Origin of the sequence: Providencia sp. M-27, from assembly GCF_011077905.1 — a bacterium.
In the GTDB taxonomy this organism is placed as follows: Bacteria; Pseudomonadota; Gammaproteobacteria; order Enterobacterales; family Enterobacteriaceae; genus Providencia; species Providencia huaxiensis.
In genome coordinates this window covers 268,174-286,118 of sequence record NZ_JAALBT010000004.1, presented here as the reverse complement: position 1 = coordinate 286,118, position 17,945 = coordinate 268,174, and the positions used below count along the sequence as shown (strand labels likewise).

The following is a 17,945-nucleotide window of genomic DNA, read 5'->3' as shown; positions in this document are numbered from 1 at the left end:
TAGTAAGGGGTTTTTAGTCATATCTTATGTCGTTATTATGAATACTCCTCTTTGAGCTAATATAAGTCGCCGAGGAGTATTTTAGTTACTGCGCTGCTTTTTTCAGTTTTTCAACTTGTTCGGCGGTGACGGGTTTACCTTGCCCACCCCACTCAGCACGTGCCCATGAAATTAAATCTGCCATTTCTTGAGGCGTTAAATCATCAGCAAAACTTGGCATGGCATACATACGCTGCCCGTTCGGGAAGGTGGTGGTTGGAATACCAGTTAGTACCACACTGATAAAGGTTTCAGGGCTATCCATGGCTAGGATAGCATTACCTTTTAACGCTGGAATACCATTTGGCACACCTTCTCCGGTGATCCCGTGGCAGCCTGCGCAGGTAGACATATACATCAAGCGGCCCGTTTCCATGGTTTGACTGACATCACCCACTTCTGGTGAACTTGCTTCAGGTAATGGCGCTGGTGGAGTTTTGGCTCCGAGTATTTTTCCTTGTTTATCGGTCATCAAATAAATCGCCATGTCATCCACATCGCTCTTTTTCATCTGACTGGTGGAAAAGTGGGTTACTGTGCTCATGTCTGCAAATGCAGAGCCTTGTGGGGCATTGCCTGTCAGTAAAAACTGGCTCAAAGAGGCGGTATCGTACCCATGTTTGGAAAGCGCTTCTGCCGTGATATCAGGGATCGCTAAACCGGCTTCTTCACCCCCTTGAAGTGACCGTGAAAACTCGACACCCATCATTAGGTTACGTGGTGAGTGGCAAGCACCGCAGTGTGCCAAACCTTCGACAATATACGCGCCACGGTTCCACTCGGCAGAGCGTTGCGGGTCATGGGGCGCATTTTGTTTAGGAAAATTGAGCAAAGTCCAGAAGTTCATAAATGGGCGAACGGGTAGGACAAATACCCCGGTATTTTCTTTGTTTGGCACCGCAATTGGTGGAAGTGACATCACATAAGCATACAGGGCATCAATATCTTCCGATGTGGTCATATGGGTAAATACAAACGGCATCGCAGGGTAGAGATTACCTCTCTCTTTGCCAATTCCGTCTTTTAAAGCACGATGGAAATCAGCACGGGTATAGTTACCGATACCAAATTGCTTATCAGGTGTTATATTTGTGGAGTAAATGGTACCGAAGGGGGTTCCGATAGCACGACCACCCGCAGCCAATGGGCCTTCAGGTAATGAGTGGCAACCAAAGCAATCCCCAGCGGTTGCCAGTTCTTGTCCTCTAGGTAGTAACTTGGCGACTTCTTCTGAGGTCAGCGGTTTATCTAAATCAGGGCCGATACTGGAGGTACGAAAAGCGCCAAACAGGATCGCAAGCATTAATATTATGAATAATAAGATAATAATATAAATGCTCTTACGTAGAGAGCTGGATTTAGCCATGATGTTTCCCCCTAGTCGATCACGCAGCCAGGAGTGTCAAGAGCGACTTTCCTCACAGCTTCATAGTAGCGTACATAACCTGTACAACGGCAAATATGCTCATTGAGGGCTTCTTCAATGGCGTGTTCGAGTTGGTCACGTTTCACTGGGTTTTTCTTCAGTTTATCAAGAAATACCGTCGCGCCCGTGACAAAACCGGGCGCACAATAACCGCATTGGAACGAAAAGTTTTCGATAAAAGCTTGTTGAATTGGCGTTAATTCAACAACTTTGCCTTGTTCATCTAGTTTGGCTTGCCCTTCGATGGTCACAATATTTTTATTGTTGAAATAATGGGCACCAAAGATACAGGTGCGGCTTTCAACCGTTGAGCCATCGGGCTGGATTTCCATAATGGTGCAAGCATGGCAGATCCCTTGTCCGCAACCAAAGTGGGTGCCAGTGAGGTCTAGGTATTCATGTAGAAACTCAATCATTGGCATCCCAACAGGGACATCAATAGGACCAACTTTTTGGCCGTTAATGGTCAGTGTTAGTGGCTTGCGCTCAATAATCGGAACGGCATTGTTGATTTTCATGAGAGTGCCTTTTTAATTTTATCTACCGTGATAGGAAATTCATAGAAACGCTTGCCTGTCGCATGGGTTAATGCATTACTCGTCGCAGGTAAGATTGGGATCATCCCCAGTTCAGCCATGCCTTTTGGTGGCGAAGTTTCTGAGAGAGGTGGTAAGTAATCAATGGTTTGCTGCCAAACCGCCACATCTTTTGCGCGCGGTAGGACATAACGATTAAAGTTCCATGTCCCGTTACCTGGCCCATCTTCATACAGTGGTAATTCTTCCATCAATGCATGGCCAATACCCATCGCGGTACCTCCTTGGATCTGGCCTGAAACTAATTCAGGGACAATCATCGTACCGGGATCCATAATCATATGGTGGCGCATGACATCGACCTCACCTGTCATCGTGTTGACGTTGAGCTCGACTAGGCAAGAAGCGGGTGTGACCGTTGTGGGGTCTGCTTTTGCGCGTTGTGTGGGTGGGTAATAGGCAATTTTACGTTTAATAAAATGATAACCGCCAGTTGTCATCTGTTTTTTCAGTTCTTGTGGCGCACCCTCGCCATAACGAACGGATATCGCATCAAGAGGCAGATTTTTTAAGCCCACAGTTGGGATATCGAACTCTGCGCGAGCCCACTGCCAGCTGGAATAGCCATGAACAGCAACCCCGGTGATGAGCCCCATCTCATGGGCTCTTTTGGCTAAAATGTCAAAAGGAATGGGCTTCATTCCGCCACCGCCAATACCTTCTGGGCCAACGCGAATATCGGCAAATTCAACATTTAAGCCGTTGAACGCACCGCCGCCGGGGCCTTCACTCCAAATGCTTTTGGCCGCAGGCCAGAGGGTATTTTCCAATAAAAAATGCCCCGCTTGGCGCGTGCCGAACCCAATGTAATAAACACCGCTCGATGAACTCATGTCAGGGATCAGAGCAGGAGTCCAATAGGGATCAGTTTTGGACAATTCGTCTTGTTTTTTCTGGTCGGCCCAACTGGTTTTAAGCGGTAGTTCTTCAAACTCAGTCACCCCAAACTCAACCACATCAGGGGCTTTGCTGAGTGCTTGCCATACCATTACTTGCTGCGCGGTTGTACCACCTGTACCAATCTCTTGCATACAATGGCGCATTGTTAGCTTGCCATTGATATCAAATTCGAGGGAAAGAATGGTAGGGACACCACTAGAGCCATAAACTTGCTGCACTTGCGCAAAGCCAACACCGTATAGCTTACCGGGGTTTTTCGCTTCATAATTGGCTTTGTTTTTCTCACGATCGACCCAAATCGGGTGTTTTTCCGCGAGATTTAACATTTCGACATTGCGAGGATCACCTGCGATAACACCGCCTTGTGTATTCGGATAACCTTCTAAAATAGCATTACGGCGGCGCAGTTCAATCGGGTCAATATTGAGGTTGTGAGCGATTTCATCGACCATCAATTCAGTGACAGCCATCGATTGCAAGGAACCAAAGCCACGCATTGAGCCCGCTTCGACAGCCGGAGTGGCCATGGCGAGAGCGGTGAGGTCAGATTTAGGGAAATAATAAATAGATTGGGCGCCACGTACCGCAACGTGGGATACGGCAACGGAGAGGTTTTCACGGCCTCCACCATTACAGTTGTAAGTGCCTTTTAAAACATCAAATTTACCAGTTTTTTTATCACCAATAATGGTGACATCCATCTCGATGGAGTGGCGTTTCATCCCCATTTGGAATTGTTCATAGCGGTCATTTGCCATGCGAACAGGCAAGCCATCAGCGTAGAAACTGGCAACCATCGAATAGAAAGGGAAAACTGAATAGTCTTTTGAGCCGTAACCGACAGTCGAACCGGTTAATAATACAATGTTTTCGACGGAAAAATGTTTGTTGTGTTTAGATAGCTCAGCCGCGGCATTGACCACACCAGCAGGAGATTGGGTTGCCGTTAAGATATGCAGCGTTTTGGTTTGTGCGTCATACCAAGTATTACAGTTATCAGGCTCCATCGCGCAAGGGTCGATGGATTGTGAAAAACCATGGCGTTCAATCACAAACTTATCAGGGTTCTGGCGAGCGGCTGCGATTTCTTGCTCAATTTGCCGTGCGTAATCCATCGCTTTTTCTTGTTTATCAGGGCTCTTTTCTGCCTGATGAAGGGCTTGAATAAAGCCGCCACCACGATCTTTACGGATTACGGGTGGAATAGAAATGGCGTGTTTGGGGTCATAAGGTGGCCAAATAGGCGTATTGCCATCGAACCCGCCTTTAATACCCGAATCTTGATAAGGGGAAAAGATAGAAGGTGAAAGTGGGGTGTCACCACCGATACGCACGTACCGTGCTGCACCGTAGTTAGCGGGCGGTTTTGGCCCTGTCACCGTTCCGTATTTTACGGTGTTTGTGGCGAAGCGTAACATCCGCTGTGCTGCACTGTATTTATCGAAATCATGATAAATCAAGATAGCAACAGGGTGGCCAATAATCGGCGGGGTATCCCCTAGAGGAACTAAAATATTGGTGCCATAAAAGCCTTTCCCCATACTGGTGTCTTGAGGGATATTTAAGCCATCACGGATAAGGTCTTCTTGTAAAACAATTTTATCAGGCTGTAGATTTGGCCCTAACATTGAAATATCAATGCCTTCAAAGGTTTTATCTGCCTCTGTCGCTTTTAACATAAAGGCATAACTTTGTTTTTTTGGCCAGCCGGGGATGTCTTTAGCGCGGTAATCACGAGCAAAATTTTTACGCCCAGTAACTTTTTCAACGCCGTCCCAACGAAAACGTGCTTTACCGTTTTGACCAATCCAATCCGTTGATGGAGAGTCAGAATCGAGCTCCATTGCTATCGCAAAAGGGAGTTTGCCGACCATCACTGCAATGCCTGCAATCGTGCCTAGTTTGATGAAGTTACGTCTAGAAATATGACCCGACATAGTGTGCTCCCTGATTATATTTTTAGGGTTTTTATTATGAGCAATGGAAGTAAATAATATTTTTTAGCCATGCACTATAAGACTATTTTATTTTGATTAAATTAGCTCACAATTCGATGACTAATATCAGATAGCTCAGTAAGTTACACAAATATTATGGGTATCTGTAATGATATATCAAGAATGAGTAAGGGGATTTATACAAGAAAGTGAATAATATTGTTGGAGTCATCTTAATATGACAGTATTGAATAAAATAACTGAGCTTTATTAGAATGTATTTTATTTAAATGATATTAATTCTTATTAATGAATAATTAAATCAATATGTATTCTATTATATAAAGTATATTCCTATAAGGGGATTAAATAGAGGCCAGTCGGGCTCATTAAATATTAACAAGCCCGACTGGTCATTTTTCGTCATTATTGACGTAAAGATTTAATATGCTCCGGGGTGACATCGGCAGGCTGTCCTCCCCATTGAACGCGAAGGAAGTTCACTAACTCACTAATTTGTTGGTCATTTAGCTTATTAGCAAACCCTGGCATACTTTGCATGTTTTGGTTATTAGGAAACGGCTGTTCAGGTAAACCATCTAAAATAGCGTTAATTAGGTTAGTGCTATCCGCATCACGTAATGTTGAATTCCCTTTCATTGCCACGGCAACATTCGGTTTGCCGCTACCATCATAGGAGTGGCAGCCGGAGCAGGTTTCTAAATAAATTTGGCGGCCTTGTGCGTTACCTTCCCCCATTCTTAATGGTGAAGTGGCTGGTGGGTTATCGCCCATTAAATAGGTGGCTATGGCACTATTATCTTCTGGAGTTAAATGTTGTGAACTCAGATAAATTACAGGGTGCATATCACTGTAGGCGGAACCTTGTGGCGTGAGCCCAGTCATGAAAAACTGCTGTAAATCTTCTTTTGTCCATCCTCGTTCTGCAAGCGCTTTCGGGGTAATATCTGGCGCCATAAAACGGCCTAATGCACCGCCTTTCATAAAGTTATCTAAATCCATTTCACCCAGTTTCCCTCTTGGCGTATGGCATTCGGCACAATGCTCTAATACATTAACTAAATACCGGCCACGTAACCATTCAGAGGAGCTACCTTGTGAGCTATTTGGGAGCGGTTTATCGTTAAAAAACAATAAATTCCAGCCAATCATTGCCATACGTTGGTTCAATGGGAATGGCAATGAATTTTCAGGTGGCGCGACATCAACTGCGGGTTGACTCATCAAATAACTGTAAATAGCGTCAGAATCTTCACGAGTGATCCCTTTGTAAGAGGTATAAGGCATTGCCGGATAAAGATTTTTACTCGGCGGTGAAATTCCTTGGGTCAGTGCTTTATAAAAATCATCTTTTGTCCAGCGGCCGATACCAAAGTCAGCTGAAGGGGTTAAGTTGCTGCTGTAGATTATCCCAAATGGAGTATCTAGAGGAAAACCACCGGCTAATGGCGCGCCATCAGTGCTGGTGTGGCATGCAGCGCAGTCACCAGCAAGGGCGAGATAACGGCCCCGCTCAATTTCTTGGGGAGTCGCGGTGACTTTTTGTACCGGGCCATCTAAGGTACGGCTTTCATACCAGTAGAGCACCGCCCAAACGATGATAGCGATGGCTATCAACCATAAAATAATTCGTTTGATCATTTTATTGCCTCCTTGATAAGACCAGGAGTCGCAAGAACCACATCGCGTACTGCTTCATAATAGCGGACATAGCCCGTACAACGGCAAATATGGTTATTTAGAGCTTGTTTGATAGCATCTTCTAGTTCTTCTTCTGCAATAGGGTTTCGCTGAAGTTCTTCAATAAATACGGTAGCGGCATTCACAAACCCTGGGGTGCAGTAACCACACTGAAAACTGAAATGTTCAACAAAAGCTTGCTGAACCGGAGATAATTTTACCTCTCCATTTTCTTCTTTAGTGGCCGCCCCTTCGATAGTCCGAATACTTTTATTATTGAAAAAATGGGCGCCAGTAATACAGGTGCGGATCTCTTCGCTGGTACCAGATGGATTATCTAAGATAACAACGCATGCATGGCAGATACCTTGACCACAGCCTAGGCGAGAACCTGTTAGGTCGACATATTCATGAAGAAAGTCGATCATCATGAGGCCTTCAGGCACGTCCATTGGTCCATACTGTTGGCCATTAATGGTTAAGGTAAGGGGAAGGAAATTTAGGCTCATGATATTACCTCTAAAATGTCTTTTGCGCGTACAGGCAAATGCAAGAAATGATGACCAGTTGCATCTGCAATGGCATTAACGATGGCTGAAACCACCGGGATCATAACAACCTCAGCAACGCCTTTCGGCGGGTCAGTGTCCGAAAGTCCTGGTAGGACTTCGTTGGTTTGTTGCCAAACAGCAACGTCACTGGCAAGAGGGAGGTGATAACGGTTGAAGTTCCATGTCCCATTACCGGGGCCATCTTCGTAGAGAGGTAAATATTCATGGAGCGCATGGCCGATACCCATTGCTAATCCACCTTGAATTTGCCCTGAAACCAGCTGTGGAACAATGAGATTACCGCATTCCACCACGCTGTGATGGTTGAGTAATTCAACATGTCCCGTCGCTTTGTCGACGGAGAGCTCTGTCACCGTGGCAACGGCACTGTAGTATGTAACTCCGGCATTATTTCTTTGTGTATCAGGGTAATACGCTTTCTCGCGGTGGCAAACTTGGTATTCTTTATCGGCAAATCGTAGCGATAGCCCATCAATCGGTAAACGGCGGGTTTCTCCCTGAATAGGGAATTCCGCTTCAGCCCATTGCCAGCGGTTAAATACGTGGCACACTGCGCCGGTTACTCCGCCCATTGCAAAAGTGCGTTCAATTAAGCGCGATAAACTCAGCACCTCGAGCCCATCAGCGGTTAAGCCTTCAGCAACCCAACGTGCATCTTCACGACGAACAACGAGAGGAGCAGCTTGCCCGCCACCAATGCCTTCTTGCCAAATTGACATAGCCGCTGGCCATAACCCATGTTCAAAAATAAGGCGCGCTGCCGCTTCGGTGCTATGGGTGAAATAATAGGCGGAATTACTGGCACTCGCAGGTGAGCAGTAGTTCGGTGTCCATAATGGGTTTTGAGCTAGGTGGTTTTGCTCATCTTGTGACATGGCAAATGGGTTACCTGTCGATACCATCGGTAAAATTGACCAATCAACAACAGAAAAATGAGCTTGTTCCGCAGGCTTTCCTAACCATTTAGCGCAAACCACCGATTGGGACGTGGACATGCCTGTACCAATTTCTGCACCACTATGGTAAATGGCAATTTTCCCCTCGGGGGTGAGTTCTACGCGAGCAAAGGAGGATTCCGCGCCTGTTCCGAAGTCTTTTTGCACACAAGAAATCCCTGTGCCAAATAGTTTACCGCTATTTTTCGCTTCGAAGTCGGCTTTACGTTTGGCTCTATCTGTCCACATTGGATGCGCAGCACAGCGAGTTAACACTTCATCTGCACGAATAGCGCCACCAGGGATTGCCCCTTGGGTATTTTTCATCCCAGACTTGATGATATTTTTAAGGCGGAACTCGATGGGGTCGGCTTTGAGTAGTTTTGCGGCTTCTTCCATTAACATATCGGTTGCAGCCATGGCTTGTAATGTGCCATAACCGCGAGCTGAACCTGCATCTACTGCTCGTGATGCAATACCGACCGCAGATAAATCACTGCGGGGAATATAATAGATAGCTTGAGCACCTGTAGCCCCGACCATAACAACGGAAGGCGTAAAATTACAGCGACCACCGCCGTCACCGATAAAAGAAGCTGAAAGAGCTTCAATTTTATGCGTTTTTTTATTAACCGCTAAGGTGTAATCCATATCGAAAGCATGGCGTTTGATGGTGGATTGAAATTGTTCATAACGGTCATTAGCCAGACGAATAGGGACTCCGTCTCCATATAATGTTGCCATCGCCCCATAATAGGGGAATGGAGTGTGGTCTTTAGAACCATAACCAACGGTAAAACAAGGGTGTAGGAAAATTTGCTTAATTGGGAAATGTGATTTTGCCAACATCTCTGGTAATGATGCCGCAACCTCCTGAGGGGACTGTGTCGGAATAACAAGATGGAATGACTGTGTTTTGGCGTCGTACCAACCGTTAGCATTATCAGGCTCTAAGGCGGCAGTATCTATCGATTGAGAAAAGTATTTTCGTTTGATCACTAACCAGTCTTCTGGCGGGTTTTCCAGTTGTTTGGCGAGCTCATCAGCATATAGCATGCCTTGTTGGTCTAATTTTCCACCTTCGCGGCCTTCAGGCCAAACGGGTAAGTGTTTTTTCATGCCAATAGGGGAGATTGGCATGTCTTTTAGGCTTGAGTAAATATCGGGCTCATAAGGGTTTTCATTGCCAACTCGCACGCCACGGTAGCTTCCCCATGGGTCTCGTTCTAATGGGCCAGTTAATGCACCATATTGGATAACATCGTCACGGAATTTTAAGGTTTCTTTGGCAAAACGGAATTTAGCAAAATCATGGTAAATCAATAATGCGACGGCTTGGCCGAGGTAGGCTGGTGTTTTTCCTTCAGGAAGCAATAGATCCTCGCCATAAAATTCAGGGAAAGCGACACCATCTTTTTCTAAATCACTTGCGGTTACGATGCGGTCAGGCATCAGGCCATCTTTTAGCAGATCAAGGTTAAAGCCTTGGTAAACTTTATCGGCTTGAGTCACGCGGAGTAAAAATGCATGGCCTTGCTGTTTTGGCCAGTGAGGGATATCACGTGCACGAATGTCTCTGGCGAAGACTTTCTCCCCTTGGACTTTGGCAAAACCATCAATACGGAATTTGATTTGTTTGTCGACCGGGTTCCAGTCAGGAGATTGAAGGATTTTTTCTTCGAATAGCACATCGAAAGCACGGCTATACAAAGGGGCTAAATAAACAGATATTCCCGCTATAACGGCACATTTTAGAAAGTGTCTGCGGGAGAGTTCGACATTGCTTTTGCTCATAATACACCCTTACACTTATTATTATTACATCAGTATTTTTATTTTTATAGTCACATAGAAAAATTACTTGTATCACATTTATATTATACTTCTCTTAATAATTTTCAAATTAATGATTAAGTAGTTCTTGTGATCTTACTGAATATACTTTATTTATGAGGTATGCAATCAGTATATCGATTTAAAATAAAAACTATGAATATTGGCATTTTAATATTGGCAGCAGGAAAAAGTGAACGTTTTCAAAATGCTGGAGGTAAAGGAAGTAAATTAAACTTTGTGTTAGAGGAAAACACAGTTTTTGAAAAAACACTATGTAATTCAATTGATAGTGGACTTCCTATGCATGTGGTAACACGGCCTGAGAATGAAGGTGTCATTAATAATTGTTTACAATTTAATATTCCATACTCATTGATTAATAGTAATGGGTTAGGCGACTCAATCGCATTTGGTGTTAAAAACACTTCAAATTTAGATGGGTGGATAATTCATTTGGCGGATATGCCATACATCAATAGCCATTTATTTATCCGTGTAGCGAATAAATTAAAACAATATACATTAGTACGGCCAGTATATAATGGCTTGCCGGGACATCCTGTGGGAATATCTGCAAAATATTATTCAGATTTAATTAAATTGTCTGGAGATGAAGGGGCAAAATCAATATTACAGAATAATTTTGTCTATAAACTAGACATAAATGATGAAAATGTTGTGAAAGATATTGATTATCCAAGTGTTGATAACGAGTAAGGAACAAATATGTTGCGTGAAGATGTTTTTGTTATCTCCCAAGCTGTTGATTGGATAAAAGAGCAGCCAGTTTGGTTATGTACAGTATTGAATACTTATGGCTCTTCGCCTAGAAGTCCTGGCTCCTTGCTGGTTGCAAAACAGAATGGCCAATATGTAGGCTCGCTTTCTGGTGGCTGCATTGAAGAGGATTTTATTCAACGAATCAAAAATATTGATTATGTTAGTCGCAGCCAAGTTGTTCGCTATGGAAGAGGTGGGATTGAAACTAAAGTCAACTTGCCCTGTGATGGCAGCTTAGATGTTTTGATTGAATATTTACCCAATAATGAGAAATCGCTTCATTACCTTGTTGAGATCCAAAATGCGCTATTGGGTTATTCGGCGATTATCAAGAAAGTCACCTTGCCGCAGAGCGGTGAAATTCATATAGCTAATAAATCAGAGCAACCAACACAGATAGAACGTGATGGTGATAAAATTCAGCTATATATTGCGGCTCCTCCTCGGTTAATTATTGCAGGAATTTCTACCGTCGGAGCTTATTGCGCTAATTTTGCCTTAACATTAGGGTTTGAGGTCATTATTTGCGATCACCGAGAAGACGAACTAGCGCGGTTTGCACCACAAATTCCACCTCAAGTTGAGGTTGTTTCTTTATTTCCCGCTCGCTATTTAGAAGAACAAGGTTGTTCTCCAAATACTGCCATTGTTTCCTTAACCCATGATCCCCGAATTGATGATTTAACACTGATGGAGTCGGTTAATACAGATGCTTTTTACATTGGTGCAATGGGGTCAGTAAGAACGAGTGCTCGCCGTCGTGAACGGCTTATCGCATCCGGTGGGATGACGGAAGAGGAAATAGAGCGTATCCATGCCCCCATTGGTATTCCGATAGGTAGTAAAACACCACCTGAAATTGCTTTAGCGATAATGGCCGACATTGTTGCTTATAAAAATGGCGTGACCTCATCAGAGACTGCATATAAAACGAAGAAATTGATGGGTATAAATTAAATATAACGTAATTTTATTTCTAATAGCTCACGCCATTTTAGATGGCGGAGCTAATTACAAATAATCTAGTTAATATATAGAGGTAATCGCTTCTCCCATTTTCACCAAATATTTTGATGCATCATACCGATCGGTAATTATTTCAATGTAAGCTGCGGTCTCTAGAGTTTCAATATGCAGTAAGGTGTCATTGAGTTCCTCGCAGGTTGTTACTTTTTTACAATACCAATCATCACACCCAAGTGCCGAAGGTAGTTGTGCATAATTCCATTTAGCAACATCGTTATAATAATATTCAGGTTCTCGACAAAATAGTCGCTCGATAAGGTAGCCATCGTTATTTAGAACAAAAATAATAGGTTTTAATCCGAATCGTGCAAATTGACTAATTTCTTGCATAGTTAATTGATGAGCACCTTCACCGGTTATTAAAATAATACGACGAGAGGGAGATGCTAAGGCTGCACCTAATGCAGCAGGAGTCGCCCAACCAATTGATCCCCACAAAGATTGAGTTTGAAAGGATGCACCTTTAGGTAAAAGTGCAAATGCTAAGCCCATGGTGAATGTGCCTGTATCACCAAATATCATATCGTTAGGTTTGAGCATTTTTTCTAATCGAGGGTATAAGAATGTTTCCGTTATTTCTTTTGTGGCTGAAACGATTGGCTCCCCAAGTGATTGTGCTCTTGGGAATGAATTTTGACTAAAAGGATAATGAGTAGGAGATATTAAATTATTCTTTAAGGCTAAAAGAATATCCTTCATATAAATATTATTGTAGCATTGGCCATCTATAATTACGTAGTTATCCATAATATGGATGATGTCTTCAGTTTTAATATTTGAGGTATAACAAGCCGTATTAAAATCTGACATAATTGTGCCGAAATTTAAAATACAATCACAGCTTTCTACAAATGAAGTCACTTGTGGATTGATGAAATCACCTGCATACATTCCCATATATTGTGTGTTAGTTTCATCTAACACGCTCTTATCCATAAAGAGGGTTGCATAGGGAATTTGGGTATGTTCAATAATATCTTGTAACTCTTTTTCTAGCCCTAAACGTAAAGATATAGAGCCAGCCAATAGACAGGCTTGTTTACTATTAATTAATTTATTAATTATCTGATTAACGGTGATTTTTAGCGTTTTTGAACAGCTTTTTGGCTCTAATGATAAGGGGGTGTTAGTTTGTTTGATAATAGGCTGCATTGCAAAATCAGCAGGTAATCCAAAATAAACTGGGCGTCGTTCATGTAATGCACAAGCTATTAGTCGCTTTGTTTCTTCAATACAATTCTCAGGGGTAATGATGGCATGAGCACAGACAATATGCTGGCTCATTTTATAAAATACATCATAGTTTCCATTTCCTAATGTATGATGAGCAATGCGTTGGTTTTGCTGTGATTGGCTTGGTGGCATCCCAACTAAGTGAAATATTGGTAATCGTTCTGCAAAAGAACCCGCTATCGCATTTAGCGCACTTAGTTCGCCAACGCCAAATGTTGTTGATAATACGGCCATTCCTTTAACTCTAGCATACCCATCAGCAGCATAGGCTGCATTGAGTTCATTGCAGTTACCAACCCAACGTAAATAAGGCATTGTACAAACCGTATCATTAGTAGGAAAGGAATAATCACCCGGTACACCAAAAATATCTTCAATTCCTAAGTCATATAGTTTAGATAAAATATATTCAATCACAGTTTCGTTCATTTTATTTCTCCAATTATTAATTAATAATAGTCTTGTGATTTTTATTTTTATAAAATTAATACTAATTAATGTGGTAAATAATAAAATATTATTATTCGTAATGGGATTGAGTATATTTGTTAAATTGAAAAATAGTCATTTTCTATCTGATAGAATGAATTGAAAAATAATGAATAAAAAGCAGCAGATCTTTATTATAAGATCTCGCTGCTATTATTAAATGTAATATTAAAATTTAGCGGCTGTTACCATTATTTCAACAAGCACTTGGTCTCGAGCCATATTGGCTTCAACAGCAGCACGGGCTGGGCTGCTTTCAACTGGCATCCATTTTTCCCACACAGCGTTAAACGCTGAAAAATCCCTTGCCATATCTTTAATCCAAACTTGAGCAGATAAAATTCGAGTTTTATCACTGTCGCTTGTAGCGAGTAAGGCATCAATTTTCGCTAAAACCTCAGTTGTTTGTTGAATTATGTCGCCAGTTAGATCATTAGGTACTTGCCCTGATAAATAAACTATCCCTGCATATTCAACGCTGTCTGCTAAGCGTGGTTTCGGGTTGTTCCGTTTAATTGACATGATTACCTCGTTAATCCAGTTAAAGAAATGGGGGATGTTTGTTTTGTTATAAGCTGAGTCAATATTTCCGCGCTGCCTGCGGCAAGAGTAAACCCTAAACTACCGTGTCCAATATTAAGCCATAAATTTTTATAGGCAGTTTTTCCTAATAAAGGAGGGCCTTTGGGTGTTGAAGGGCGTAAGCCACACCAACTTTCAGCATCGTTAATTTTGGGTAATTCAGGGAAGGTATTTTTTATAATATTTTTGAGTGCTTGTATTCTATTTTCACGTAAACCTTGATTGTCATAGCCAATATCAACCATTGCAGCAATGCGTAATTGGTCATTCAGTTTGGCATAGACAATTTTATTGGCGTAGTCGGTAACATTAATTTTCGGAACAATATGTTCAGTTTGCGGGTATTCGACACTTAGGCTATACCCCTTTAACCCTAAAATAGGAACATTAATATTCAGTGGTTTTAATAATTCGTGGCTACCATTTCCTGCACAAACAATAAAATCATCAGCTTGGATCGTTCCCTGGTGAGTGGCTATTCCAGTGACTTCGTTATTTTGAGTAATGAAAGATTTAACACTGTGCTGCAAACAAAGTTTAAATTTAGGTTGTGTGAGTAAATATTGCAGTAGATTTTTACAGAATAAATAACAATCAGCGCTCTCATCATCAGGGGCATATATTGCACCTACTAGCTGAGACTGTATCTTTTTTAAAGAAGGCTCTAGTTCAACAATTTCAGCGGGTGTTAATACTTTTTGAAATTGTTTATCAACCGTTTCACTGGCTTTTTGGAAACTTTTATTATCACGGTGGATAATTAATTTCCCTGATTTTTCCCAAGCAAAATCAGCGATATCACCATTGCTACGCCATTTATTCATTATTTCTTGGCTCAGGAGTGATAAACGTAAAAGATGGGCACCATTAACTTTATTGGTTTTACGGTTACAAGCTAATGTGAATTGCGCTAACCAAGACCATTGTTGTAATGAAGGCATTATTTTTAAATTTAAAGGTGAGTCACTTTTCCCCATCCAACGTAAGCCTTGTAAAGGAACACCTGCATCAGCAAGGGGAGATACATAGCGATAGCTGAGCTGCCCACCGTTAGCAAAACTGGTTTGCATACCGACATCGGTATCTGATTCAACTAATGTTACGGTTTGGCCTGCTTTAATTAATGAATAGGCGGTGCTTAAACCAATAACACCAGCTCCAATTACCACCACATGTTTAGTCATAATAATCCGTAACCCATAATAACCAAGATGTTATTATTTAACGGCGAATAAGCTAACTAAACAATTGAGTTTTCATTACTAGAGTATAACTTTTGGTTAACTACTTTGTTTCTTTTTTCGAGTGTGGATGCCAAGGTGTTAACATAATTCTGTGCGGCTTTGGTTAATGGCTTATCTGCTCGATGAAAAACAGATACGGCAAGATGTAAACCTTCCTGTAATGGGTAAATCATCGATTCAGGTAATGTGTGTTCGGCTGAAAAAATATCGGTAATACTGCAGCCTAATCCAGCTTGGACAAATTCTGCTGCCATATGGTAGGTGTGCACACTAATATTTGATTCTGCAAACTCGTGACGCTTTTGTAATAGCTGAGATAAGGAATCAGAACCAGGGTGGATCCAACGCTCTTGGTCGATATCAGTGAGTGATACAGGGGAGTGTAATGGTAATTTGCTATCCACATAAACTAATGGGATATCAGCAATGGGGAGAACAGTAATCCCCCCTTCAATTTCAAGATTAAAGCCAATACCAATATCGAGATCTTGTTGGGTTAATAGCTGCAGAATATCCGTTGTATGATGTGTACCGATCGTGAGTTTGATATTGGGGTGCTTTTTTATAAATTGCGCGGTTACTTCAGGCACTAAGTTTAGCCCTAAGCTAGGTAAGCAGCCAATGGCTAATTTACCTTGTGGATCACGTGATAAGTTTTGCGCTAAAATTCTGAGCTTATCTAAATTATGATAAACTTCTTTGGCTTCCTCAAATAGTAGGTTTGCCTCAGCAGTCGGAATTAATTTTCCTCTTATTCTCTGGAATAAGACTAAGCCAAGTTGTTGTTCTGCATGTTTTAAGGCCTTACTTGCTGCGGGTTGTGAGATATGTAAAACCTCCGCTGCACGGGTTAAAGAACCACAGGTCATGACCGCATAAAAAATATCGAGATGCCTTAATTTCATTTTCAGAAACCTATTATTTGCCTTTACTCACAGAAACCGACTGTTGGTATTAATTCGCATATTCTACCGAATTAATACAAATTAATCTGAATAACTCTTCATTTAGTACTGAAAATGGTGAAGGAAATTAGGCGGTATAAATTAAAAAGAGATAAAAAAGCGAAGGCCAGGCTATATACATAAGTTATAGCCTGGCCTTTATGATTGTGTGCTAGGTAAAGTACGTACCAATTTCGAGAAAGATTTTAATTAAGATACTATTTGAAATATCGACAATAAATGCACCTACCATTGGCACCACTAAGAAGGCTTTATGAGAAGGACTGAATGCTTTAGTGACTGTTTGCATATTTGCTATTGCGGTTGGTGTTGCTCCCATTCCAAACCCACAGTGCCCAGCACTAATAACAACTGCGTCATAATCTTTGCCCATCATTCTAAAGGTAACAAACGTTGCAAATAGAACCATAACCACCGTTTGTACGGCAATAATAATTAGAACAGGGCCTGCCATACTGGCGAGCTGACCGAATTTTAAAGACATTAGCGCCATTGCTAAGAATAAGGACAAGGCAACACTACCTAAAACATCAACCGTTGGCTCGAAAACTTCGTGCTTAAATACATGTGTTAAGACATTACGAATTATAATGCCAACAAACAAACACCAAACAAAGGTTGGTAATTGCATGACGGTATCTTTAAAAAACTCGCTAATATAGCCGCCCACGACAATACAGATAATTAGCATTGAGATGGTTTCAATAACATTATTAGCATTAATTTTTCGTTTAACACTCGGTTGTTCGAAAGCTTCGACGATCGTTTCTTTTTCGAGCTCAGTGCTTTTAGGGATTGATACTTTTTTCAATAAATGGCGAGCAACAGGGCCGCCAATTAACCCACCGAGTACTAAACCTAAGGTTGCACATGCCATGGCTAATTCAACGGCACCTGTCACTCCATATTTATCAGCCAGTATTGGTCCCCAAGCCCCTGCGTTGCCGTGGCCACCGGTTAGTGTGATTGAACCCGCAATTAAACCAATAAATGGGCTTTCATTAAGCATGACAGCCATTCCCATACCAACGGTATTTTGAATAGCAATTAAGATAGTCACCGCGATAGTTAATAAGACAAGTGGCTTACCACCTTTTATTAATCGCGAAAAATCTGAGCTCAATCCAATTGATGAAAAGAAGGTAATCATTAAAATGCTTTGTAGCGAGGCATCAAAAGTAAATGAGTATCCTGCTGTTTTATCAACAATTAGTAGAATGATAGCAACAATGAAACCGCCAACAACGGCTTCAGGAATATGGTTTTTTTGTAGAAAAGGTGTGTATTTTACAACAAACATACCAATCAATAGCGCCAAACAAGCGACTAATAAAGTGTAGCTGGCATCTAGGATCATTATTTTACCTCAAGTTAGTTTACCAGAACTTTCACTGTTGTTATTTAACATTAGCGATAAATTAAGTTACTTTGCGTAACTTTTATTTAACAATGAGTTTTGTTTGGGTATCTATAACTTTTAGTTAACCGCGATATTTTTACTTTTTCATTTATTGAGTCATTAAATTCTGCAATAGATTATTCATTTTTAACTTAACCAATTGTTAATTATGATTTTTATATCTGATGTGTATTTGGGGAACATTTATGTAGTGACTAATATTTGCACTGGCTTTATCTCGTGGTAATAAAACCGTATTCAATATGAATGATGAGAAGTGTGATG

At 41.6% G+C, this 17,945-nt stretch carries 13 protein-coding genes; 2 read left to right on the top strand and 11 right to left on the bottom strand.

Annotated features, from left to right (window positions below):
- Window positions 1–85 precede the first annotated feature (85 nt).
- The 6 genes from G6Q48_RS08605 to G6Q48_RS08580 form a co-directional block, all read right to left on the bottom strand.
- Window positions 86–1,405 carry a cytochrome c gene (locus G6Q48_RS08605; protein ID WP_166265808.1) on the bottom strand — a complete coding sequence of 440 codons (1,320 nt, stop codon included), beginning with the start codon at window positions 1,403–1,405 and terminating at the stop codon, window positions 86–88.
- A gap of 11 nt (window positions 1,406–1,416) precedes the next feature.
- Complete coding sequence (locus G6Q48_RS08600) at window positions 1,417–1,983, bottom strand: (2Fe-2S)-binding protein (protein ID WP_102140099.1); 567 nt, start codon at window positions 1,981–1,983, stop codon at window positions 1,417–1,419.
- Complete coding sequence (locus tag G6Q48_RS08595; protein ID WP_166265805.1) at window positions 1,980–4,898, bottom strand: xanthine dehydrogenase family protein molybdopterin-binding subunit; 2,919 nt, start codon at window positions 4,896–4,898, stop codon at window positions 1,980–1,982. Before G6Q48_RS08595 ends, G6Q48_RS08600 begins: the two co-directional genes overlap by 4 nt.
- A gap of 426 nt (window positions 4,899–5,324) precedes the next feature.
- The gene (locus G6Q48_RS08590) at window positions 5,325–6,560 is read right to left on the bottom strand and encodes a c-type cytochrome (protein WP_166265802.1); all 1,236 of its coding nucleotides are present in this window, start codon (window positions 6,558–6,560) and stop codon (window positions 5,325–5,327) included.
- A complete protein-coding gene (locus tag G6Q48_RS08585; protein WP_102140096.1) occupies window positions 6,557–7,108 on the bottom strand; it encodes a (2Fe-2S)-binding protein in 552 nt (183 codons plus the stop codon). The genes G6Q48_RS08590 and G6Q48_RS08585 overlap by 4 nt, the downstream gene beginning before the upstream one ends.
- Complete coding sequence (locus G6Q48_RS08580) at window positions 7,105–9,900, bottom strand: xanthine dehydrogenase family protein molybdopterin-binding subunit (RefSeq protein ID WP_166265799.1); 2,796 nt, start codon at window positions 9,898–9,900, stop codon at window positions 7,105–7,107. The genes G6Q48_RS08585 and G6Q48_RS08580 overlap by 4 nt, the downstream gene beginning before the upstream one ends.
- Before the next feature lie 195 nt (window positions 9,901–10,095).
- Here G6Q48_RS08580 and G6Q48_RS08575 point away from each other — a divergent pair, with 195 nt between their 5' ends.
- Together G6Q48_RS08575 and G6Q48_RS08570 are read left to right on the top strand one after the other, a co-directional pair.
- The gene (locus G6Q48_RS08575) at window positions 10,096–10,659 is read left to right on the top strand and encodes a nucleotidyltransferase family protein (protein ID WP_102140094.1); all 564 of its coding nucleotides are present in this window, start codon (window positions 10,096–10,098) and stop codon (window positions 10,657–10,659) included.
- A 9-nt stretch (window positions 10,660–10,668) separates the two neighbouring features.
- Window positions 10,669–11,679 (top strand): XdhC family protein, encoded by a 1,011-nt coding sequence (locus tag G6Q48_RS08570; protein ID WP_166265796.1) that lies wholly within the window; start codon window positions 10,669–10,671, stop codon window positions 11,677–11,679.
- 69 nt (window positions 11,680–11,748) lie between these two features.
- On the opposite strand, the gene G6Q48_RS08565 is transcribed toward G6Q48_RS08570, so the two are convergent.
- The 5 genes from G6Q48_RS08565 to gltS form a co-directional block, all read right to left on the bottom strand.
- The gene (locus G6Q48_RS08565) at window positions 11,749–13,410 is read right to left on the bottom strand and encodes an alpha-keto acid decarboxylase family protein (RefSeq protein WP_166265793.1); all 1,662 of its coding nucleotides are present in this window, start codon (window positions 13,408–13,410) and stop codon (window positions 11,749–11,751) included.
- Between the two features lie 228 nt (window positions 13,411–13,638).
- Window positions 13,639–13,992 (bottom strand): RidA family protein, encoded by a 354-nt coding sequence (locus G6Q48_RS08560; RefSeq protein WP_166265790.1) that lies wholly within the window; start codon window positions 13,990–13,992, stop codon window positions 13,639–13,641.
- 2 nt (window positions 13,993–13,994) lie between these two features.
- On the bottom strand, window positions 13,995–15,236 hold the full coding sequence (locus G6Q48_RS08555) for a D-amino acid dehydrogenase (RefSeq protein WP_166265787.1): 1,242 nt from the start codon (window positions 15,234–15,236) through the stop codon (window positions 13,995–13,997).
- Window positions 15,237–15,292: 56 nt separating this feature from the next.
- Window positions 15,293–16,201 carry a LysR family transcriptional regulator gene (locus G6Q48_RS08550; RefSeq protein ID WP_102140089.1) on the bottom strand — a complete coding sequence of 303 codons (909 nt, stop codon included), beginning with the start codon at window positions 16,199–16,201 and terminating at the stop codon, window positions 15,293–15,295.
- A gap of 211 nt (window positions 16,202–16,412) precedes the next feature.
- The gene (gene gltS, locus G6Q48_RS08545) at window positions 16,413–17,618 is read right to left on the bottom strand and encodes a sodium/glutamate symporter (protein WP_102140088.1); all 1,206 of its coding nucleotides are present in this window, start codon (window positions 17,616–17,618) and stop codon (window positions 16,413–16,415) included.
- Between the last annotated feature and the right edge of the window lie 327 nt (window positions 17,619–17,945).

What these genes read in the sequence shown, in the direction of transcription:
- G6Q48_RS08595 (WP_166265805.1), bottom strand. Translation starts at nt 4,898, where the DNA reads ATGTCGGGTCATATTTCTAGACGTAACTTCATCAAACTAGGCACGATT.
- gltS (WP_102140088.1), bottom strand. Translation starts at nt 17,618, where the DNA reads ATGATCCTAGATGCCAGCTACACTTTATTAGTCGCTTGTTTGGCGCTA.
- G6Q48_RS08550 (WP_102140089.1), bottom strand. Translation starts at nt 16,201, where the DNA reads ATGAAATTAAGGCATCTCGATATTTTTTATGCGGTCATGACCTGTGGT.
- G6Q48_RS08590 (WP_166265802.1), bottom strand. Translation starts at nt 6,560, where the DNA reads ATGATCAAACGAATTATTTTATGGTTGATAGCCATCGCTATCATCGTT.
- G6Q48_RS08555 (WP_166265787.1), bottom strand. Translation starts at nt 15,236, where the DNA reads ATGACTAAACATGTGGTGGTAATTGGAGCTGGTGTTATTGGTTTAAGC.
- G6Q48_RS08560 (WP_166265790.1), bottom strand. Translation starts at nt 13,992, where the DNA reads ATGTCAATTAAACGGAACAACCCGAAACCACGCTTAGCAGACAGCGTT.
- G6Q48_RS08580 (WP_166265799.1), bottom strand. Translation starts at nt 9,900, where the DNA reads ATGAGCAAAAGCAATGTCGAACTCTCCCGCAGACACTTTCTAAAATGT.
- G6Q48_RS08605 (WP_166265808.1), bottom strand. Translation starts at nt 1,405, where the DNA reads ATGGCTAAATCCAGCTCTCTACGTAAGAGCATTTATATTATTATCTTA.
- G6Q48_RS08585 (WP_102140096.1), bottom strand. Translation starts at nt 7,108, where the DNA reads ATGAGCCTAAATTTCCTTCCCCTTACCTTAACCATTAATGGCCAACAG.
- G6Q48_RS08565 (WP_166265793.1), bottom strand. Translation starts at nt 13,410, where the DNA reads ATGAACGAAACTGTGATTGAATATATTTTATCTAAACTATATGACTTA.
- G6Q48_RS08575 (WP_102140094.1), top strand. Translation starts at nt 10,096, where the DNA reads ATGAATATTGGCATTTTAATATTGGCAGCAGGAAAAAGTGAACGTTTT.
- G6Q48_RS08600 (WP_102140099.1), bottom strand. Translation starts at nt 1,983, where the DNA reads ATGAAAATCAACAATGCCGTTCCGATTATTGAGCGCAAGCCACTAACA.
- G6Q48_RS08570 (WP_166265796.1), top strand. Translation starts at nt 10,669, where the DNA reads ATGTTGCGTGAAGATGTTTTTGTTATCTCCCAAGCTGTTGATTGGATA.